The following is a 15695-nucleotide window of genomic DNA, read 5'->3' on the forward strand; positions in this document are numbered from 1 at the left end:
TGCTTGTCAAGGCGGGAAAGATGCCTTGACAAGCACCCCCGCGCCGTGTTTTGGGCTTCGTATCGGGGGTGGGGGAGGTGTGGCTGCCTTGATGGGTTGGGTGTGCTGGCTGCGGTTTGTTTTGGGTTTTTAGTTGGCTTGGTCGATGAGGTCTAGGTCTCGGGTGCAGAAGCCGTGGTGTTCGAAGGTTTCGTTGAGCACTGTGCGTAGGCATTGGCGTACTGTGCGGCCTCTTGCGTAGGGCGGCCAGACGTCGTCGTCGGGTACTGGAGCGGGGGCTGCCAGTTCGGCGGCGGTGATCTCGTTCAGCCAGGTCTCTAGTTCGGCGGTTTGTGCGTCGCGCACGGTCGCGATTTCGTCCAGGGACGGAGTTGCCGAGAGGTTCAGGCCGTGTGCTTCGCGGTAGGGCTCGACGGCCGGGCCGATGCCCATGGGGGTGAAGAGTGCCGTCGAGCCTCGGCAGCAGCGGCGGAACCAGGAGTCGTGGACGAAGACCAGGTGGCGCATCGTTTGTGCGGCCGACCATTCGTCGTTCACGCTGCGGTGTTCGATGCCGGGAGTGCGGCGGATGCGCTCGATCGTCGTGGTCCAGTCGGCGCGGAGTTGGCGCGCTGCTTCGCGCAGGTCGTCAAGGTCGTCGGAGCGGATCAGTGCTCGCACTGGGTGGCGGCGGTCCAGTTCTGCTTCGACGTAGCCGCTGACTTCGACGCCGTTCACCACGAGGTTGGAGACGAGTCCGTCGATCACGGCGTCCTGCATGACCACGCCGATCAGGCGCGCGCCGGTCAGGTCGCATTCGCGGAACTCCGCGTCGTGCAGGTCTTCGTCGACATGCTTTTTCATGATCCGCATCGTAGAAGCGGCCACCGACAAAACCGGGTGCCGCGAGTCGTGCGGGGGAACGTCGTGAGGGGAACCCTGGAGGAATCGGATTCCGTCAGGGTTCCCCTCGCGAACTACGGTCAGGCCAGTGCAGCGTCCAGGGTGATGGTGGTGCCGGAGAGGGCCTTGGAGACCGGGCAGGTCTGTTCGGCGGTCTTGGCCAGCTCGGCGAACTGGTCCGCGGTGACGCCGTCCAGTTTCGCGCGCAGGGTGATGGCGATGCCGCTGATTTCGAAACCGCCGCCGTCGGCCGGGCCGAGGGTCACTTCGGCGGAGACGTCGATGTACTCGGCTTCCAGTTTCTGGGACTCCAGCACGCCGGAGAGGTTCATCGCCAGGCAGCTCGAGTGGGCCGCGGCGATGAGTTCCTCGGGGCTGGTCTGACCGTCCGGGTCGCCCGCGCGGGTCGGGAAGGACACCTCGTAGGTGCCGAGGTTCGACGAGTCGAACGTGACCTCGCCCTTGCCTTTCTGCAGTCCGCCGGTCCAGTGGGTGGTCGCGTCGCGGCTGGGCATCGCTGTCTCCTTCGAAACGGTTGGGGGTGCTGCTCCCATGAAGGTAGTGCGCAATTACATTGCGCGCAAGTTAAATCGCGAAAACGGGTGGCCGGGTGCGGCAGACTGCGAACTGTGACCGATGCTCCTGAACGTCCCGACCCGCCGATGGCGGGGGACGAGCGCACCCAGCTCACCGGCTTCCTCGACTTCCTGCGCGCCAGCGTGGTGTGGAAATGCTCCGGCCTCACCGACGAGCAAGCCCGCCGGACGCACGTGCCCAGCGAGCTGACCACGATCGCCGGGCTGTTGTGCCATCTCACGCTCGTGGAGAACTACTGGTTCCGCGTCGTGCTCGACGGGCAGCCGGACGAGTGGGCGGACCGGCTCGAGATCGACCGGGACGCTGAGTTCCGGCTCGCGCTGGAACTGCCGATGACCCAGCTGATCGCCGACTACGAGGCGGAGACTGAGAAGTGCCGCGCGGTCGTGGCGGCGCGAGGGTTCGACGACACAGTGCTGTTCAAGGGGGACAAACCGCTCACGGTGCGTTGGGTCGTCACGCACATGATCGAGGAGACCGCGCGCCATCTCGGGCATCTTGACCTGCTGCGCGAGCTGACCGACGGTCTCACCGGGGAATGAGCCTCGAACTGCTGCGCGCGACCGTGGAGTGGACGTGCTCCGAGCGGTCTTTGGACGATCCGGTGGGGTTCGCGGGCGACTGGCTCGTGACGGTGGGGACCTAGCGGCGTCTCGTGTTGCTGCGCGGTCTCACCGGGGAGTGAATTTTTTCGGCGGAAGCGGGACAAACCCGCTGGTGCGGGCGATGTAGTCGGCGTAGCCGGGGCGAGTCTGCCGCATGCCTTTTTCCAGCATGGGCTTGCCGGTGCCGCGGGCGAGGGTGAAGGTCATCGCGACCGGGGAAAGGATTGTCGCCGCGCCGGGCCACGTCGAGCAGGCAAGCAGGTAGAGGCCCCACCAGACGCAGGCGTCGCCGAAGTAGTTCGGGTGCCGGGTGTAGCGCCAGAGGCCGGTGTCGAGGACTTCGCCGCGGTTGGCCGGGTTCGCGCGGAAGCGGCGGAGTTGCTCGTCGCCGACGGTTTCGAAAGCGAAGCCGACCAGCCAGACCGCCACGCCCAGCCAGGCAGTCACGCCGAAACCCGTGCCGGACATGGCGAATTGCACGGGCAGCGAGACGAACCACAGGACCGCGGCCTGCATCAGGTAGGTCCGCACGAAGATCCGGACGCCGGGGTTGGGCCCGGCGCGTTCGGCGATCTGCTGGTAGCGCGGGTCTTCCGGCTTGCCTCGGTTGCGCAGGTGCAGGTGGACGGCCAGCCGGACGCCCCAGACGACGGTGAGCGCGGCCGTCGTCAGGCGCAGGGCGAGCGGGCCGGTGCCGAACGGGAACGAGACCACGGCGACGAGGGCGAAACCTAAGCCCCAGAACGTGTCGATGGTGTCGTAGCGGCGGCGCAGACGCGCGATGCCGAAGGTCACGGTGACCGCGACCAGGGTGACTCCGCCGGTGAGGGCGAGCAGCGCGATCATGCCCACTCCCTCGTCCACGGCAGGGCGGAGCGGCCGGTCGCGTCCGGGCGCACCGCGAGGATCTGGTCCACGCCCATGCGGTTCTCCTCGAAGGCGAGCGCGCCGCCGACCAGGTACAGCCGCCAGACCCGGGCGCCTGCCTCGCCGATCAGCGCGACAGCCTCGTCCCAGTGCCGCTCCAGGGTGTCTGCCCACGCTCGCACGGTCGGGACGTAGTGCTCGCGCAACGCGTGCACGTCGCGGATTTCGAAGCCGGCGGTTTCGAGGTGGCCGAGCGTGCGGCTGAGCGGGCGCATGGTCATGTCGGGGGCGATGTAGCGCTCGATGAACGCGCCGCCGCCGGGTGCGACCGCTCCGCGCGACATTTGCTGCAGCAGCAGGCGTCCGGTCGGCTTGAGCATCCGGTACAGCGTGCTGGCGTAGGTCGGGTAGTTCTTTTCGCCGACGTGTTCGCCCATCTCGACGGACGCTACGGCGTCGAAGGACTCCCCGGCCAGCTCCCGGTAGTCCTGCCGCCGCACCTCGACGCGGTCGTCCAGATCGTGCTGCGCCAGCCGCGTTTTGACGTGCTGCACCTGCTCGGCGGAGATGGTGACGCCGACCGCTTCGACGCCGTGGTGCTTCGCCGCGTGCACGAGCAGGGAACCCCAGCCGCAGCCGACGTCGAGCAGGCGCATGCCCGGCCGCAGGCCGAGTTTGCGGCAGATCAGCTCGAGTTTGTCGTGCTGGGCGCGGGCGAGATCGGCGGTTTCGGACCAGTAGCCCGAGGAGTACGCCATCGAATCGTCCATCAGCAGCTGGTAGAAGGCATTCGACAGGTCGTAGTGGTGCGAGATCGCGGAGCGGTCCCGGCCGAGGGTGTGCAGCTTCCCGCGCAGCCGGGCCTCCTCGGCGGGCGGTTTCGGCGGCAGGCCGAACACCCCGAGCCGGGCGGCCAGGCGGACCGCCTCGCCGAAGTCCCGTGCGGACAGGTGCGGCCGGTAAGCCCAGGCGCGGCGGAAGCCCTCGGTGAGATCGCCTTCGACGTCCAGGTCGCCCGAGACGTAAGCGCGGGCCAGGCCCAGTTCACCAGGGGAGTACAGCAGCCAGCGCAGGGCGCGGCGGTTTTTCAGGACGACGGTCGGCCCGGCCGGCCCCGCCTGGCGCCCGTCCCAGGTGCGGACGGCGACCGGCAGCGGGCCGCCGAGGACGCGTTCGGCGAAGTCGGCGAGTCGATGGGCTGCGGATTTCGGCATGCGGGGGATTCGGAGCCGAGGTTCGCGCGGATTGGTACCAATCCGGCCGGGCCGCCGCGCCGAATGCCTTCCGTGCACCACACCACGGGACAACGCATCGCTGTCATCGGCAGCGGGGTCGCCGGCCTCACCGCCGCGTACCTGCTGCAGCGCCGCTACGAGGTTCTGCTGTTCGAGGCCGACGACCGGCTCGGCGGCCACGCCCACACCCACGACGTGCCGAGTGCGCACGGCGGGACGGTCGCCGTCGACTCCGGGTTCCTCGTCCACAACGAGCGCACCTACCCGACGCTGCTGCGGCTGTTCGGCGAACTCGGCGTCCGCACCCGCGAGACCGAGATGTCGATGAGCATCCGCTGCGACGGCTGCGGTCTGCAGTATGCCGGGGCGAAAGGCGTGCGCGGGTTGTTCGCGCAACGGAGCAATGCCGCGTCCACGCGCTACCTGCTCATGCTGGCCGAAGTGAAGCGGTTCCACCGGCACGCCGCACGACTGCTGGCGCGCCCCGAAGCCGGCGACGTGCCGCTCGGCGCGTTCCTGGCGATCGGCGGATATTCGCGGTATTTCGTGGACCATTTCGTGCTGCCGCTCGTGTCGACCGTGTGGTCCGCCGATCGCACCGACACCATGCAGTATCCGGCGCGGTACCTGTTCGAATTCCTGCGCAACCACGGAATGCTCAGCGTGCGGAATTCGCCGACGTGGCGGACGGTTGTCGGCGGTTCGCGGGAGTACGTCGAGCGGGCGGCCAAGCAGTTGACCGCGGTGCATTTGTCCACTCCGGTTCGCGCGGTGCGGCGGACCGCGCGCGGCGTCGAGGTGCGCGACGACGCCGACACGGCGCACCGGGTCGACCGAGTTGTGGTCGCGACGCACGCGGATCAAGCGTTGCGATTGTTGCCGGATCCCACTGCGGCCGAACAGAAGCTGCTCGGTGCTTTCCGCTACTCGCGCAACGAAGCTTGGCTGCACACCGATCCCGCAGTGCTGCCGACTGTGCCGGGTGCCCGGTCCTCCTGGAATTACCGGACGCCCGGCTGCGGGGCGGATCTGCGCGCTGTCCAAGTCACGTACGACCTGAATCGCTTGATGGGCCTCGACGAAGCGACGACGTACGCCGTCACCCTCAATCCGAGCGTCGGCCTCGATCCGGACGCGGTGGTCGCGAAAATGTCCTACGAGCATCCGGTTTACACGCCGGAATCCGTTGCCGCGCAGCGGAACCTGGCGGAGTTGAACGATGGCGTCCTCGCCTACGCGGGCGCTTATCAAGGCTGGGGATTCCACGAGGACGGCTGTTCCTCCGGCGTCCGCGCCGCGGCCAGTTTCGGGGTGACCTGGTGACCGCTCTCTACGACGCCACCGTCGCGCACGTCCGCCGGGCCGACCCGCCGTACTCCTTCGCGCACCGGATGTACCTGTGGCGGACCGAGCTCGACGACCTGCCGCGGCTGCCGTGGTGGCTCCGGCCGTTCGCGCGCTTCGACGGCCGCGACCACTTCGGCCGGGACGAACCCGGCGACATCCGGTCCAAACTGGACGCTTGGCTCGCGCACCGCGGGGTGGACTTGCGCGGCGGGCCGGTGACGATGCTCGCGTCGGCGCGCGTTCTCGGGTACGTGTTCAATCCGATCACGGTCTACTGGTGCCACACGCCGGACGGCGCGCTCGCCTGCGTGGTCGCCGAGGTGCACAACACCTACGGCGGCCGGCACGCCTACCTGCTCCGGCCCGGCGAAGACCACGGGGCGCTCCGGGCGGACAAGGAGTTCTACGTGTCGCCGTTCCAGGAGATGGCGGGGGAGTATCGGATGCACCTGCCGCGGCCGGACGCGCTGCTGGCGTTGACCGTCGTCCTGCAGCACGACGGAGACGCCGCCCTGACCGCTACGCTGCGAGGAGTCCGCCGTCCGGTCGGGATCCGCACGCTCGCGCGCTTCCTGCTGGGCAGGCCGCTGCAGCCGCAGCGCGTCGCCGCGTTGATCCGTCGCCACGGGCTCGCGCTGTGGCGGCGCAAGGCCCCGCTCGCCGCCCGGACCGGACAGAACACGGCAGGAGCCCTCCATGGATGAGAGCGCACGGGACGAGAGCACCCGTCCAGCGGACCGGCTTTCGGCGGTGCCGCCGACGAGTGCCGAGGATTTGATGGCACTGGTCGCGAAGGGGGACGAACGCGCCTTCGAACGGCTCTACGATCAGCTCGCCGGTCCCGTCTACGGGCTCGTCCGCCGCATCGTGCGGGACCCCGCGCAGTCCGAGGAGGTCGCGCAGGAGGTGCTCGTGGAGCTGTGGGAGACCGCGACGCGCTATTCGCCGGGGAAAGGCAGCGTCCTGAACTGGGCGATGACTCTCGCGCACCGCCGCGCGGTCGACCGGGTCCGGTCGGCGCGGGCGAGCACCGAACGCGAGCGGAAAGCGACCTTCGAGGCCGCGCGCGGACGGCCGTTCGACGAGGTTGCCGAATCCGTCGCGACCCGCCTGGAACGCTCGCAGGTGCGGCGCTGCCTGAAGACGCTGACCGAATTGCAGCGGGAATCCGTCCTCCTGGCCTACTACCAGGGCTATACCTATCGCGAGGTCGCCGACGTGCTGGACACGCCGCAGGGGACGGTCAAGACCAGACTGCGCGACGGGTTGATCCGGTTGCGCGACTGCCTGGGGGTGACGGCGTGAGCAGTCCGGAGATGCACACGTTGGCCGGCGCGTACGCGCTCGACGCGCTGTCGGAGGTCGAGCGGGCCCAGTTCCGCCGTCACCTCGAACAGTGCGATGCCTGTGCGCAGGAAGTACGGGAACTGAGCGAGACCGCGGCGCGGCTCGGCGCGGCGATGGACGAGCAGCCGCCGTCCGGTCTCAAGGACCGGGTGCTGGCGGAGATGCGCACGACGCGCCAGCTGCCGCCGCGGACCGGCGCCGCGGAACCGCGTCCGCGCGGACCGCGTCGCTGGCCGATGCTGATCGCCGCCGCGGCGGCCGTCATCGGGCTCGCCCTGGCCGGCGTGTTCGGCGGGATCGCGCTGCACACCAGCAGCCAGCTGAACAGCGCACAGTCCGAATTGGACGCCGCGCGCGACCGCTACGCGCCGGTGGCCGAGCTGCTCGCCGCGCCGGACAGCCAGACGTCGCACGTCGCGTCGCCGCGCGGAGGCGGCGGGACCGTGGTGGTTTCGCGGAAGCTGGACCGCGTGATGTTCATGCAGTCCGGGCTGCCGCCGGTGCCGTCCGGGCAGGTGTACGAGGCGTGGCTGATGGGCCCGGAGCTCGCGCCGCGTCCGGCCGGTCTGCTGCCGGGCGGACCGTCGGGTTCGCTGGTGGTGGCGGACGGATTGGCCGGTGCGCAGCAGTTCGCGGTGAGCGTGGAGCAGGCGGGCGGGTCGCCGTCGGGGAAGCCGTCGAAGGACGTGGTCCTGGTCGCTTCGGTGCCCGCATAGCAGACCGCGCGCCGGGCCTCGCGGCGGGTTCCGGCCTTGCGCGCGGCTTCGCGTTGTGGCAAAACACCTTTGCCGCTCACGGCGTGGCTACTGGATTAGAGCTTGCGCGGCGCCTACCGTCCTGCCTTGACGCCGGTGGTTGACATAACTCTCACTCTCGGGTTGAGGTTGAGGGTTTCCGGCCCCGGCGGGCGGCATGTGCACATCACGATCAGGAAGGCGGACCCGATGACGCCCCCGCACAACTACCTTGCGGTGATCAAGGTCGTCGGCATCGGCGGCGGCGGCGTGAACGCCGTGAACCGGATGATCGAGGTCGGCCTCAAGGGTGTCGAGTTCATCGCGGTGAACACCGACGCGCAGGCACTGCTCATGTCCGACGCCGACGTCAAGCTCGACATCGGCCGGGAACTCACCCGCGGACTCGGCGCCGGAGCCGCCCCCGAGGTGGGGCAGAAGGCGGCCGAGGACCACCGCGAGGAAATCGAAGAGGTCATCAAGGGCGCCGACATGGTGTTCGTGACCGCGGGCGAGGGCGGCGGCACCGGCACCGGCGGCGCGCCGGTCGTCGCGCAGATCGCCCGCAAGCTCGGCGCGCTCACGATCGGCGTGGTGACCCGCCCGTTCACCTTCGAGGGCAAACGCCGCGGCAAGCAGGCCGAGGACGGCATCCAGCAGCTGCGCAACGAGTGCGACACGCTGATCGTGATCCCGAACGACCGGCTGCTGCAGCTCGGCGACATCGGCGTGTCCTTGATGGACGCGTTCCGCTCCGCCGACGAGGTGCTGCTCTCCGGTGTCCAGGGCATCACCGACCTGATCACCACGCCGGGTCTGATCAACCTGGACTTCGCCGACGTCAAGAGCGTCATGTCCGGCGCGGGCTCCGCGCTGATGGGCATCGGCTCCGCGCGCGGGGAGGGACGGGCGATACAGGCGGCGGAGAAGGCGATCAACTCGCCGCTGCTGGAAGCGTCGATGGACGGGGCGCACGGCGCGCTGCTGTCCATCGCGGGCGGATCGGACCTCGGGCTGTTCGAGATCAACGAGGCCGCGTCGCTCGTGCAGGAATCGGCGCACCCGGACGCGAACATCATCTTCGGCACGATCATCGACGACTCCCTCGGCGACGAGGTCCGCGTCACGGTGATCGCGGCCGGCTTCGACGCGGGCGCGCCCACCCACAAGAAGCTCGACCCGCCCGCGTTCGGCGGCAAACAGGGCAACGGCACCGCGTCCGCCGCGGCGGGCCAGGTCGGCGGCGGTTCGGCCGCGCAGACCCCGCCGCAGACCGGGGCCACTCCGGTGCCGCCCGCGGGCAGCTCCGGCTACCCGGTCGCTCCGCCGCGGACCCCGCCCTCAGGCCTGCCGCAGCCGGGCACCGGCACCCCGCCGGGCGGCCTTCCCCAGCCGGGCGGCGGCTCGCGGGGGTATTCGCCGATCGGTTCCGGTTCTGCGACGGGCGGTCTGCCGAGCCGCCCGACCACGGTGCACGACGACCCGACCGACGACGACGTCGACGTGCCCCCGTTCATGCGGCGGTAAGCAAGGACTCGCGAGCAGCGGCCGCCCCGATCTGGTCGGGGCGGCCGTTGCCGTGTCCGGACCCTCGTGGGTGTTGGCGCCGGTTCTCGCCGGGACCGCCGCTCGCGACGCCGTCTGGCGGTGCGGAGCCTCGGGACTTCCAGGGGTCTCGTGCGCAATGGCTCCGGCGAGAACCGGCATCGCCGCTCGCGAGACTCGCCTCAGCGGCCGCTGCGGTTTTTGGCAGGATGGCGGGGTGCGAGTACGACGAGTGGTCACGACCAGGGCGGGCGGGGCTTCCCGGCCGCCGTACGAGAGTTTCAACCTCGGCGACCACGTCGGCGACGACGCGGGCGACGTCTACGCCAACCGCAAGCGGCTGGCGTCCGAACTCGGTCTCGCGGAGGACAAGCTGGCCTGGATGGAGCAGGTGCACGGCCGCACCGCGACCGTCGTGGACGGCACCGAGACCGCCGCGGCCGAAGCGACTGACGCGCTGGTGACCGACCGTCCGGGCGTCGCGCTCGTGGTGCTGGTCGCGGACTGCGTCCCGGTGCTCATGGCGGATCCGGAAGCGGGCGTCGTCGCCGCGGTGCACGCGGGCCGGGTCGGCGCGCGCGTCGGCGTGGTTCCCGCCGCGCTGGAGGCGATGCGCGATCTCGGCGCCGAACCGGGCCGTGTCGAGGCGTTGCTGGGCCCGGCCATTTGCGGCGACTGCTACGAGGTCCCGGCCGCGATGGCCGCGGACGTCGAGAAGCACCTGCCCGGCAGCGCCTGCAAAACGCGCAAGGGCACGACCGGTCTGGACCTGCGCGCCGGGCTCTGGCAGCAGCTGGCCGACCTCGGCGTCGGACGCGTCGGCGCGGATCCGCGCTGCACGGCGGAGGACAAGACGTTGTTCAGCTTCCGCCGCGACGGCACCACCGGCCGCATCGCCGGCATCACCTGGCTTGAAGAGGAGAAAGCGTGACCGAGGACCCGGCAGAGAAGCGGCGGGCGGAGCTGGCGGCGGCGCTGGCCGCGGTCGAGGAACGCATCGCGAACGCCTGCGCCGAGGCCGGCCGATCCCGCGACGAGGTGCGGTTGCTGGGCGTCACCAAGACCTTCCCGGCGAGCGACGCCGCGCTGCTGACCGACCTCGGGCTGCTGAACCTCGCCGAGAACCGCGACCAGGAAGCCGGTCCGAAGGCGGCCGAGGTCGCGCAGCTGCGCCCGGGCGCCGCGCCGCGCTGGCACATGGTCGGGCGGCTGCAGCGGAACAAGGCGCGTTCGGTCGTGCGCTGGGCGGCCGAGGTCCAGTCGGTCGATTCGGCGCGGCTCGCCGACGCGCTCGCCCGCGCGGTCGCCGCCGCGCAGGAGGCGGGCGAGCGGACCGGACCGCTCGACGTCCTGGTCCAGGTGAGCCTCGACGGCGACGTCGCGCGCGGCGGGACCCCGCTCGAGGAGCTCGACGCCCTCGCCGACCGCATCGCCCACACGGGGGAGCTGCGACTGCGAGGCGTGATGGCGGTGGCCCCGTTGGGGGAGGACCCGGGCACTGCTTTTGCCCGCCTGTCCCACGCAGCGGAAAGAGTCCGCGCCCGGCATCCCGAAGCGGCTGACGTGTCCGCCGGAATGAGCCATGATCTGGACCAGGCGATCCGGCACGGCTCGACGTGTGTGCGTGTCGGAACCGCGTTGCTCGGCGGGCGCGGTTTAGCCTCGCCGTAGGGAGTCCGCCCGGTGGTCACGTTTCGTGTCCGGCCGGGCGGGGCACAACGGTGCGGGAGCGGCAAGGGCTAGGGAGAGGCTATGAGCGCGCTGCAGAAGCTGAAGGCCTACTTCGGGATGGTGCCCGCGGACGAAGACGGCTACGACGACGGTTACGACGACTACGACGACGGCTACGACCAGCCGCCGGCGCGGTCCCGGGCGCGCTACCGCGACGTCGAAGAGGCTTACGACGAACCGGCCGCGCGCGTGCGGTCCCGGTCGATGGCGGCCGAGCCGGCGACGCACGGCGCGCTCGCCGTGGACCGCCAGCCGGAGCCGGTCGCCCGGCTGCGCCCGGTCGCCGAACCGGTCGCCGCGCCGGCGAGGGACCCGCTCAGCCGGATCACCACGCTGCACCCGACGAGCTACATCGAGGCGCGGGCGATCGGCGAGCACTACCGCGAGGGCATCCCGGTGATCATCAACCTCACCGAGATGGACAACGCGGACGCCAAGCGGATCGTGGACTTCGCGGCGGGCCTGGCGTTCGCCGTGCGGGGGTCGATGGACAAGGTCACCAACAAGGTGTTCCTTCTCTCACCGCCCGACGTGGACGTGACCGCCGAGGACCGCAGGCGGATCGCCGAGGGCGGATTGTTCCTGCGCGGGTGAACGGGAACGGACCGCTGGGCGCAGCCAGACGTGATTTTGTCGACTATGTCGCCCTCAGGGCGACTGGTCGCGCCCAATCCGGCCGTCCCCCGCTAGAGTGGTCGCCGTGAATGCTGTGTGGCTTGCGATCTGGTACGTGCTGTTTGCCTTCTGGCTGCTGCTCACGGCCCGGATCGTGGTCGAGCTCGTGCGGACTTTCGCACGGGAATGGCGTCCCGCCGGAGGGGTTGCGGTGACGCTCGAGACCATCTACACAGTGACCGACCCGCCGGTGCGGTTGTTCCGCAGGATCATTCCGATGGTCCGGATCGGCGGCGTAGGACTGGACTTGTCGATTATGGTGCTGCTGTTGGTTGTGTTCTTCGCGATGCAACTGACACCCAGGTGATCGGGGAAAACCCGGGTGTGTCCTGCAGGCCATGGAGTGCGTGAGGTGATCTGATGTCGTTGACCCCCGCTGACGTGCATAACGTCGCGTTCAGCAAGCCGCCCATCGGCAAGAGGGGCTACAACGAGGACGAGGTGGACGCGTTCCTCGACCTGGTGGAGACCGAGCTTGCCCGGTTGATCGAGGACAACAACGAGCTGCGCCAGCAGGTCGAGCAGCTCGACTCCGAGCTCGAGTCGACCCGCTCGGAGCTCGAGAACGCGAAGGTCGCCGGCCCGCCGCCGGGCCGCGACCCCGAGCCGTCGCGGCGGCTCGCCCCGGTTCCGCCGCCCGCTTCGGCGATGGAGCAGACCCAGGCGCACTCGATGGTCCCCGACAGCGGCGAGCCGAACGTCCAGGCCGCCAAGGTGCTCGGCCTGGCGCAGGAGATGGCCGACCGGCTCACCGCCGAGGCGAAGACCGAGTCCGACGGGATGCTGGCGGAGGCGCGGACCAAGTCCGAGCAGCTGCTGTCCGACGCCCGGGCGAAGTCCGACTCGATGGTGAACGAGGCGCGCACCCGCGCCGAGACGATGCTGAACGACGCGCGCACGCGCGCCGAGACGCTGGAGCGCCAGGCGCGCGACAAGGCGACCACCATGGAACGCGAGTCGCAGCGCAAGTACACCGAGACGATGAACAACCTGAACGCCGAAAAGGGCGCTCTGGGCAAGAAGATCGAAGAACTCCGCACGATCGAGCGCGAATACCGCACCCGGCTGCGCGGATTCCTCGAGTCCCAGCTGCGCGAGCTCGACGACCGCGGCTCCGCGGCCCCGGCGTCGGCCTCTTCCGGTTCGAGCCAGTCCTCGACCGGCAGCAGCGGTCAGGGCTACTCGTTCGGCCCGCGCGCCGAGGCCGGCTGACCCACCGCCGTACGCACCCCGCCGGAAGACCTTCCGACCCGGCGGGGTTTCGGCGTGTCCGGGTCCGGTTCCCGCCACGGTGGGGCATCGGCGGAGCACGCCGCGTGGGCGGGTCGCGCCCGGTTGGCGGGCCGCGCGTGTTGTAATTCAGCGTGCTCTACATCGTCCTCCTTCTGGTGCTGGCGGCTCTCGGGCTGCTCGTCACGGCGCTCATCACGGGCACCTCGCTGTGGGCCTGGGTTTCCATCGGCCTTTCCGTGCTCGCCGGGCTCCTTCTGCTCGTCGACTGGCTGCGCCGCCGCAAGCGCGCGGACCGCGCCTCGGACGCCGAGGAGTCCGAGGAGTCCGAGGACTCCGAAGCCGCCGATTCGGATGCGGCGGAGGCGAAGGACGAAGCGGTCCCGGCCGAGGAGGACGCCGAGCAGACCGCGCTGATCCCGGCGACGGGCGAGCTGGGCGATCCGGCGGACGTGCCGGAACCGGAGCTCGAGAAGCCCGCCGCGGAAGCCGAGCCCCAGTCCGAGGCGAAGGCGGTGCGCGACACGCCGCCCGGCGTCGAGGAGACCGCGCCGGAGGACCTCGAGGTGGTCAAGGAGCTCGAGGACGAGGTCGTGGTCGTCGACGAGTACCCGCGCTACCACCTGGTGGACTGCGGCTGGCTGTCCGGTCGCGACACCATCCCGATCGGCGTCGGCGAGGCACGCCAGCTCGGCTTCACGCCGTGCGCGCGGTGCGGTCCGGACGCTGTGCTGGCCGCGGCGCATCGCTGACGCCGAGCACCTCTTCAAGTACCTTCGCGCCGCTTTCGGTGAGCTGAACGGCTCGGTGCGCCTTCGCGCGTGACCGCAGCCAGCCCGCGTCCATGAACCGTCGCGTCACCGCCGCGCCCAAGGCTCCGGCCAGGTGATGGCGCTGCTCTGTCCAATCCAGACAGAACCGCAGCAGCGGGCGACGGCTCTCCGCGGCCGCTTCGACATCCACGCCTAACGCGGCGAACACGTCGTCGGCAGCGGGCCCCAGCACGTACGGATGTTCTTGCAGCTGCGAGGAAATCCGGTCCCCGGGCCGCCGCTGCGTGGTCGGGTCACCGTCCACAGTGGCCAGCGCGCCGCGGTCGAGCAAGGCGGCCGTGACGGTGACGCCGAGTCGTCCGGCGACGTGGTCGTAGCACAATCTCGCGGTGCGCAAGGCTTCCGCGCGCGTGCCTTCCCGCAGCGAGCGGACCGGGCGCGCGGGGGAGTGCCGGGCGAGTGCTTCCAGCAGTTCCGGGGCCGCTCCGGCGATGCGGTAGAACCTGTGCCGGCCGGACTTTTCCGCCGTCACCAGCCCGGCGGCCAGCAGTTTCGACAGGTGCGCGCTCACGCCTTGGGCGGTCAGACCCGCTTCGCCGGCCAGCACGGACGCGGCCAGCGACCGGCCGTCCGCGAGGGCCATCAGCACGCGGACCCGCGCCGGATCGGCGAACAGGGCGGCGGTGCGCGCGATGTCGGCGTCTCCTTCCATGCCTCCAGCATGCCCCCGGCACACTTCCACCGCGACGGAAGCGTTCCCGGTGTCTGCTGGACCCATGCGCACCGCGATCTTGTTCACCATGTGCGCCGGGATGTTCCTGGTGCAGCTCGACGTCACTGTCGTCAACGTCGCCCTCCCGACTCTTGGCAGCGAACTGCACGCGGACGTCCCGCAGCTGCAGTGGGTGGTGGTCGGCTATTCGGTCGTGCTCGCCGCGTTGCTGCTGACCGGGGGAGCGCTCGGCGACGTCCTCGGGCACCGCGGCGTGGTGCTGACCGGGCTGGGCGTTTTCGGGGCCGCTTCGGCAGCGTGCGGGCTCGCGCAGTCGGCGGGTTGGCTGGTCGCGGCCCGGGCGGTGCAAGGGGTCGGGGCGGCGTTGTTGCTGCCGGGCACGATGGCCGTGATCTCCGGGGCGTTCCCCGGCCGTACGGAACGCGCCCGGGCGCTGGGGATCTGGGCCGGGATTTCGGCGCTCGCCCTGCCTGCCGGACCGCTGCTGGGCGGGATTCTCGTGCAGACGGCCGGATGGCGGCCGGTGTTCTGGCTGAACGTCCCGATCGTCGCCGCGGCGGCCGTCGCGACCCGGCGGCTGGTGCCGCGGGACGTCCGAAAGCCGGGCCGCGTGGACGTTCCCGGGGCGGCGACCGCGGCGTTGGCGCTCGGCTCCGCGGTGTACGCGGTGATCGCGGGGACGCCGTGGGTCGGTTTGCTCGCGGTGGCGGCGGCCGTGGCGTTCGTGGTGGTGGAACGGCGTTCTGCGGCCCCGATGCTGCCGTTGCCGCTGCTGCGGTCCCGGCAGGCGGCGGGCGCGAACCTGGTGTCCGCCGCGATGAACTTCGTCGGCCTGGGTTCAGTGCTGGTGTTCACGCTGTACTTGCAGGATGTGCTCCACGCGGACCCGATCGCCGCGGCCGCGGCGCTGCTGCCGATGTTCGTCCCGATGGTGCTGCTCGGCCCGGTCTCCGGACGGCTCACCGCGAGGTTCGGCCCGCGCCCGCAGATCGTGACCGGGCTCTTGCTGGGCGCGGCGGCGATGCTGAACCTGCTGCGCATCGGCCCCGGGACCGGGTACTGGACGCTGCTGCCGACGCTGTTCGTGCTCAGCATCGGAATGGGACTGCTGACCGCCGCCGTGGTGACCGCCGCGGTCGCCGACGCGCCGGACGAGCGGGCAGGCATCGCGGGCGGAATCAACAACGCGGCGCGACAGGCGGGCGGTGCGCTGGGCGTGGCGGTTTTCGGTGCGGTGGCGGGGGAACCGGGGGCGCGCGGGTCGTTCGTGCACGGTCTGCACTTGCTGGGGTTTGTTTCGGCTGGGTTGTGGGTTGTGGCCGCGGTGCTGGCGGTCGTGACGGTGCAGAGGCGGGTGCGCGGGAAGCGGCTTGAGCCGACGGGGTGAGCTGAGG

At 70.6% G+C, this 15695-nt stretch carries 18 protein-coding genes; 13 read left to right on the forward strand and 5 right to left on the reverse strand.

Annotated elements, in window-relative coordinates; all coding sequences use genetic code 11:
* Nucleotides 1-129: 129 nt before the first annotated feature.
* Together PUT80_RS43350 and PUT80_RS43355 are read right to left on the reverse strand one after the other, a co-directional pair.
* Nucleotides 130-843, reverse strand: a complete 714-nt coding sequence (locus PUT80_RS43350) for a DinB family protein (RefSeq protein ID WP_275295597.1) — start codon at nt 841-843, stop codon at nt 130-132.
* 119 nt (nt 844-962) lie between these two features.
* A complete protein-coding gene (locus tag PUT80_RS43355; protein ID WP_037812437.1) occupies nt 963-1397 on the reverse strand; it encodes an OsmC family peroxiredoxin in 435 nt (144 codons plus the stop codon).
* 114 nt (nt 1398-1511) lie between these two features.
* Between PUT80_RS43355 and PUT80_RS43360 the strand changes: the two genes are divergently transcribed.
* Nucleotides 1512-2021, forward strand: a complete 510-nt coding sequence (locus tag PUT80_RS43360) for a DinB family protein (RefSeq protein ID WP_134669168.1) — start codon at nt 1512-1514, stop codon at nt 2019-2021.
* Nucleotides 2022-2150: 129 nt separating this feature from the next.
* Here the strand turns inward: PUT80_RS43360 and PUT80_RS43365 are convergent, their stop codons facing one another.
* A complete protein-coding gene (locus tag PUT80_RS43365; protein WP_275295598.1) occupies nt 2151-2930 on the reverse strand; it encodes a DUF1295 domain-containing protein in 780 nt (259 codons plus the stop codon).
* Nucleotides 2927-4165: a cyclopropane-fatty-acyl-phospholipid synthase family protein gene (locus tag PUT80_RS43370; RefSeq protein ID WP_275295599.1), complete on the reverse strand. Its 1239-nt coding sequence runs from the start codon at nt 4163-4165 to the stop codon at nt 2927-2929. Before PUT80_RS43370 ends, PUT80_RS43365 begins: the two co-directional genes overlap by 4 nt.
* 63 nt (nt 4166-4228) lie before the next feature.
* On the opposite strand from PUT80_RS43370, the gene PUT80_RS43375 reads away from it, so the two are divergent.
* The 11 genes from PUT80_RS43375 (at nt 4229) to PUT80_RS43425 (ending at nt 13547) form a co-directional block, all read left to right on the forward strand.
* Nucleotides 4229-5509, forward strand: coding sequence for an FAD-dependent oxidoreductase (locus tag PUT80_RS43375; protein WP_037812429.1), 1281 nt, complete (start codon nt 4229-4231; stop codon nt 5507-5509).
* Nucleotides 5503-6237 carry a DUF1365 domain-containing protein gene (locus PUT80_RS43380; protein WP_275295610.1) on the forward strand — a complete coding sequence of 245 codons (735 nt, stop codon included), beginning with the start codon at nt 5503-5505 and terminating at the stop codon, nt 6235-6237. Before PUT80_RS43375 ends, PUT80_RS43380 begins: the two co-directional genes overlap by 7 nt.
* On the forward strand, nt 6230-6838 hold the full coding sequence (gene sigK, locus PUT80_RS43385; RefSeq protein ID WP_275295600.1) for an ECF RNA polymerase sigma factor SigK: 609 nt from the start codon (nt 6230-6232) through the stop codon (nt 6836-6838). The genes PUT80_RS43380 and sigK overlap by 8 nt, the downstream gene beginning before the upstream one ends.
* Nucleotides 6835-7596: an anti-sigma factor gene (locus tag PUT80_RS43390; RefSeq protein WP_275295601.1), complete on the forward strand. Its 762-nt coding sequence runs from the start codon at nt 6835-6837 to the stop codon at nt 7594-7596. The genes sigK and PUT80_RS43390 overlap by 4 nt, the downstream gene beginning before the upstream one ends.
* Nucleotides 7597-7824: 228 nt before the next feature.
* Nucleotides 7825-9141, forward strand: coding sequence for a cell division protein FtsZ (gene ftsZ / locus PUT80_RS43395; RefSeq protein WP_043838482.1), 1317 nt, complete (start codon nt 7825-7827; stop codon nt 9139-9141).
* Nucleotides 9142-9376: 235 nt separating this feature from the next.
* Entirely contained in the window at nt 9377-10090 is a 714-nt protein-coding gene (gene pgeF / locus PUT80_RS43400) for a peptidoglycan editing factor PgeF (RefSeq protein ID WP_043838484.1), read from the forward strand.
* Nucleotides 10087-10830: a YggS family pyridoxal phosphate-dependent enzyme gene (locus PUT80_RS43405; protein ID WP_275295602.1), complete on the forward strand. Its 744-nt coding sequence runs from the start codon at nt 10087-10089 to the stop codon at nt 10828-10830. The genes pgeF and PUT80_RS43405 overlap by 4 nt, the downstream gene beginning before the upstream one ends.
* An 81-nt stretch (nt 10831-10911) precedes the next feature.
* Nucleotides 10912-11484: a cell division protein SepF gene (gene sepF, locus PUT80_RS43410; RefSeq protein ID WP_037812419.1), complete on the forward strand. Its 573-nt coding sequence runs from the start codon at nt 10912-10914 to the stop codon at nt 11482-11484.
* Between the two features lie 115 nt (nt 11485-11599).
* The gene (locus PUT80_RS43415) at nt 11600-11872 is read left to right on the forward strand and encodes a YggT family protein (RefSeq protein ID WP_037367937.1); all 273 of its coding nucleotides are present in this window, start codon (nt 11600-11602) and stop codon (nt 11870-11872) included.
* 53 nt (nt 11873-11925) lie between these two features.
* Nucleotides 11926-12777 (forward strand): DivIVA domain-containing protein, encoded by an 852-nt coding sequence (locus PUT80_RS43420; RefSeq protein WP_037812417.1) that lies wholly within the window; start codon nt 11926-11928, stop codon nt 12775-12777.
* A gap of 152 nt (nt 12778-12929) precedes the next feature.
* Complete coding sequence (locus tag PUT80_RS43425) at nt 12930-13547, forward strand: hypothetical protein (protein WP_275295603.1); 618 nt, start codon at nt 12930-12932, stop codon at nt 13545-13547.
* Here PUT80_RS43425 and PUT80_RS43430 read toward each other — a convergent pair.
* A complete protein-coding gene (locus tag PUT80_RS43430) occupies nt 13492-14280 on the reverse strand; it encodes a winged helix-turn-helix domain-containing protein (protein WP_134728585.1) in 789 nt (262 codons plus the stop codon). The two genes, PUT80_RS43425 and PUT80_RS43430, sit on opposite strands and share 56 nt — an antisense overlap.
* A 64-nt stretch (nt 14281-14344) precedes the next feature.
* On the opposite strand from PUT80_RS43430, the gene PUT80_RS43435 reads away from it, so the two are divergent.
* Nucleotides 14345-15688, forward strand: coding sequence for an MFS transporter (locus PUT80_RS43435; protein ID WP_275295604.1), 1344 nt, complete (start codon nt 14345-14347; stop codon nt 15686-15688).
* Nucleotides 15689-15695: the final 7 nt, after the last annotated feature.

This window comes from Amycolatopsis sp. La24 (assembly GCF_029087445.1).
Taxonomy (GTDB): domain Bacteria; phylum Actinomycetota; class Actinomycetes; order Mycobacteriales; family Pseudonocardiaceae; genus Amycolatopsis; species Amycolatopsis nivea.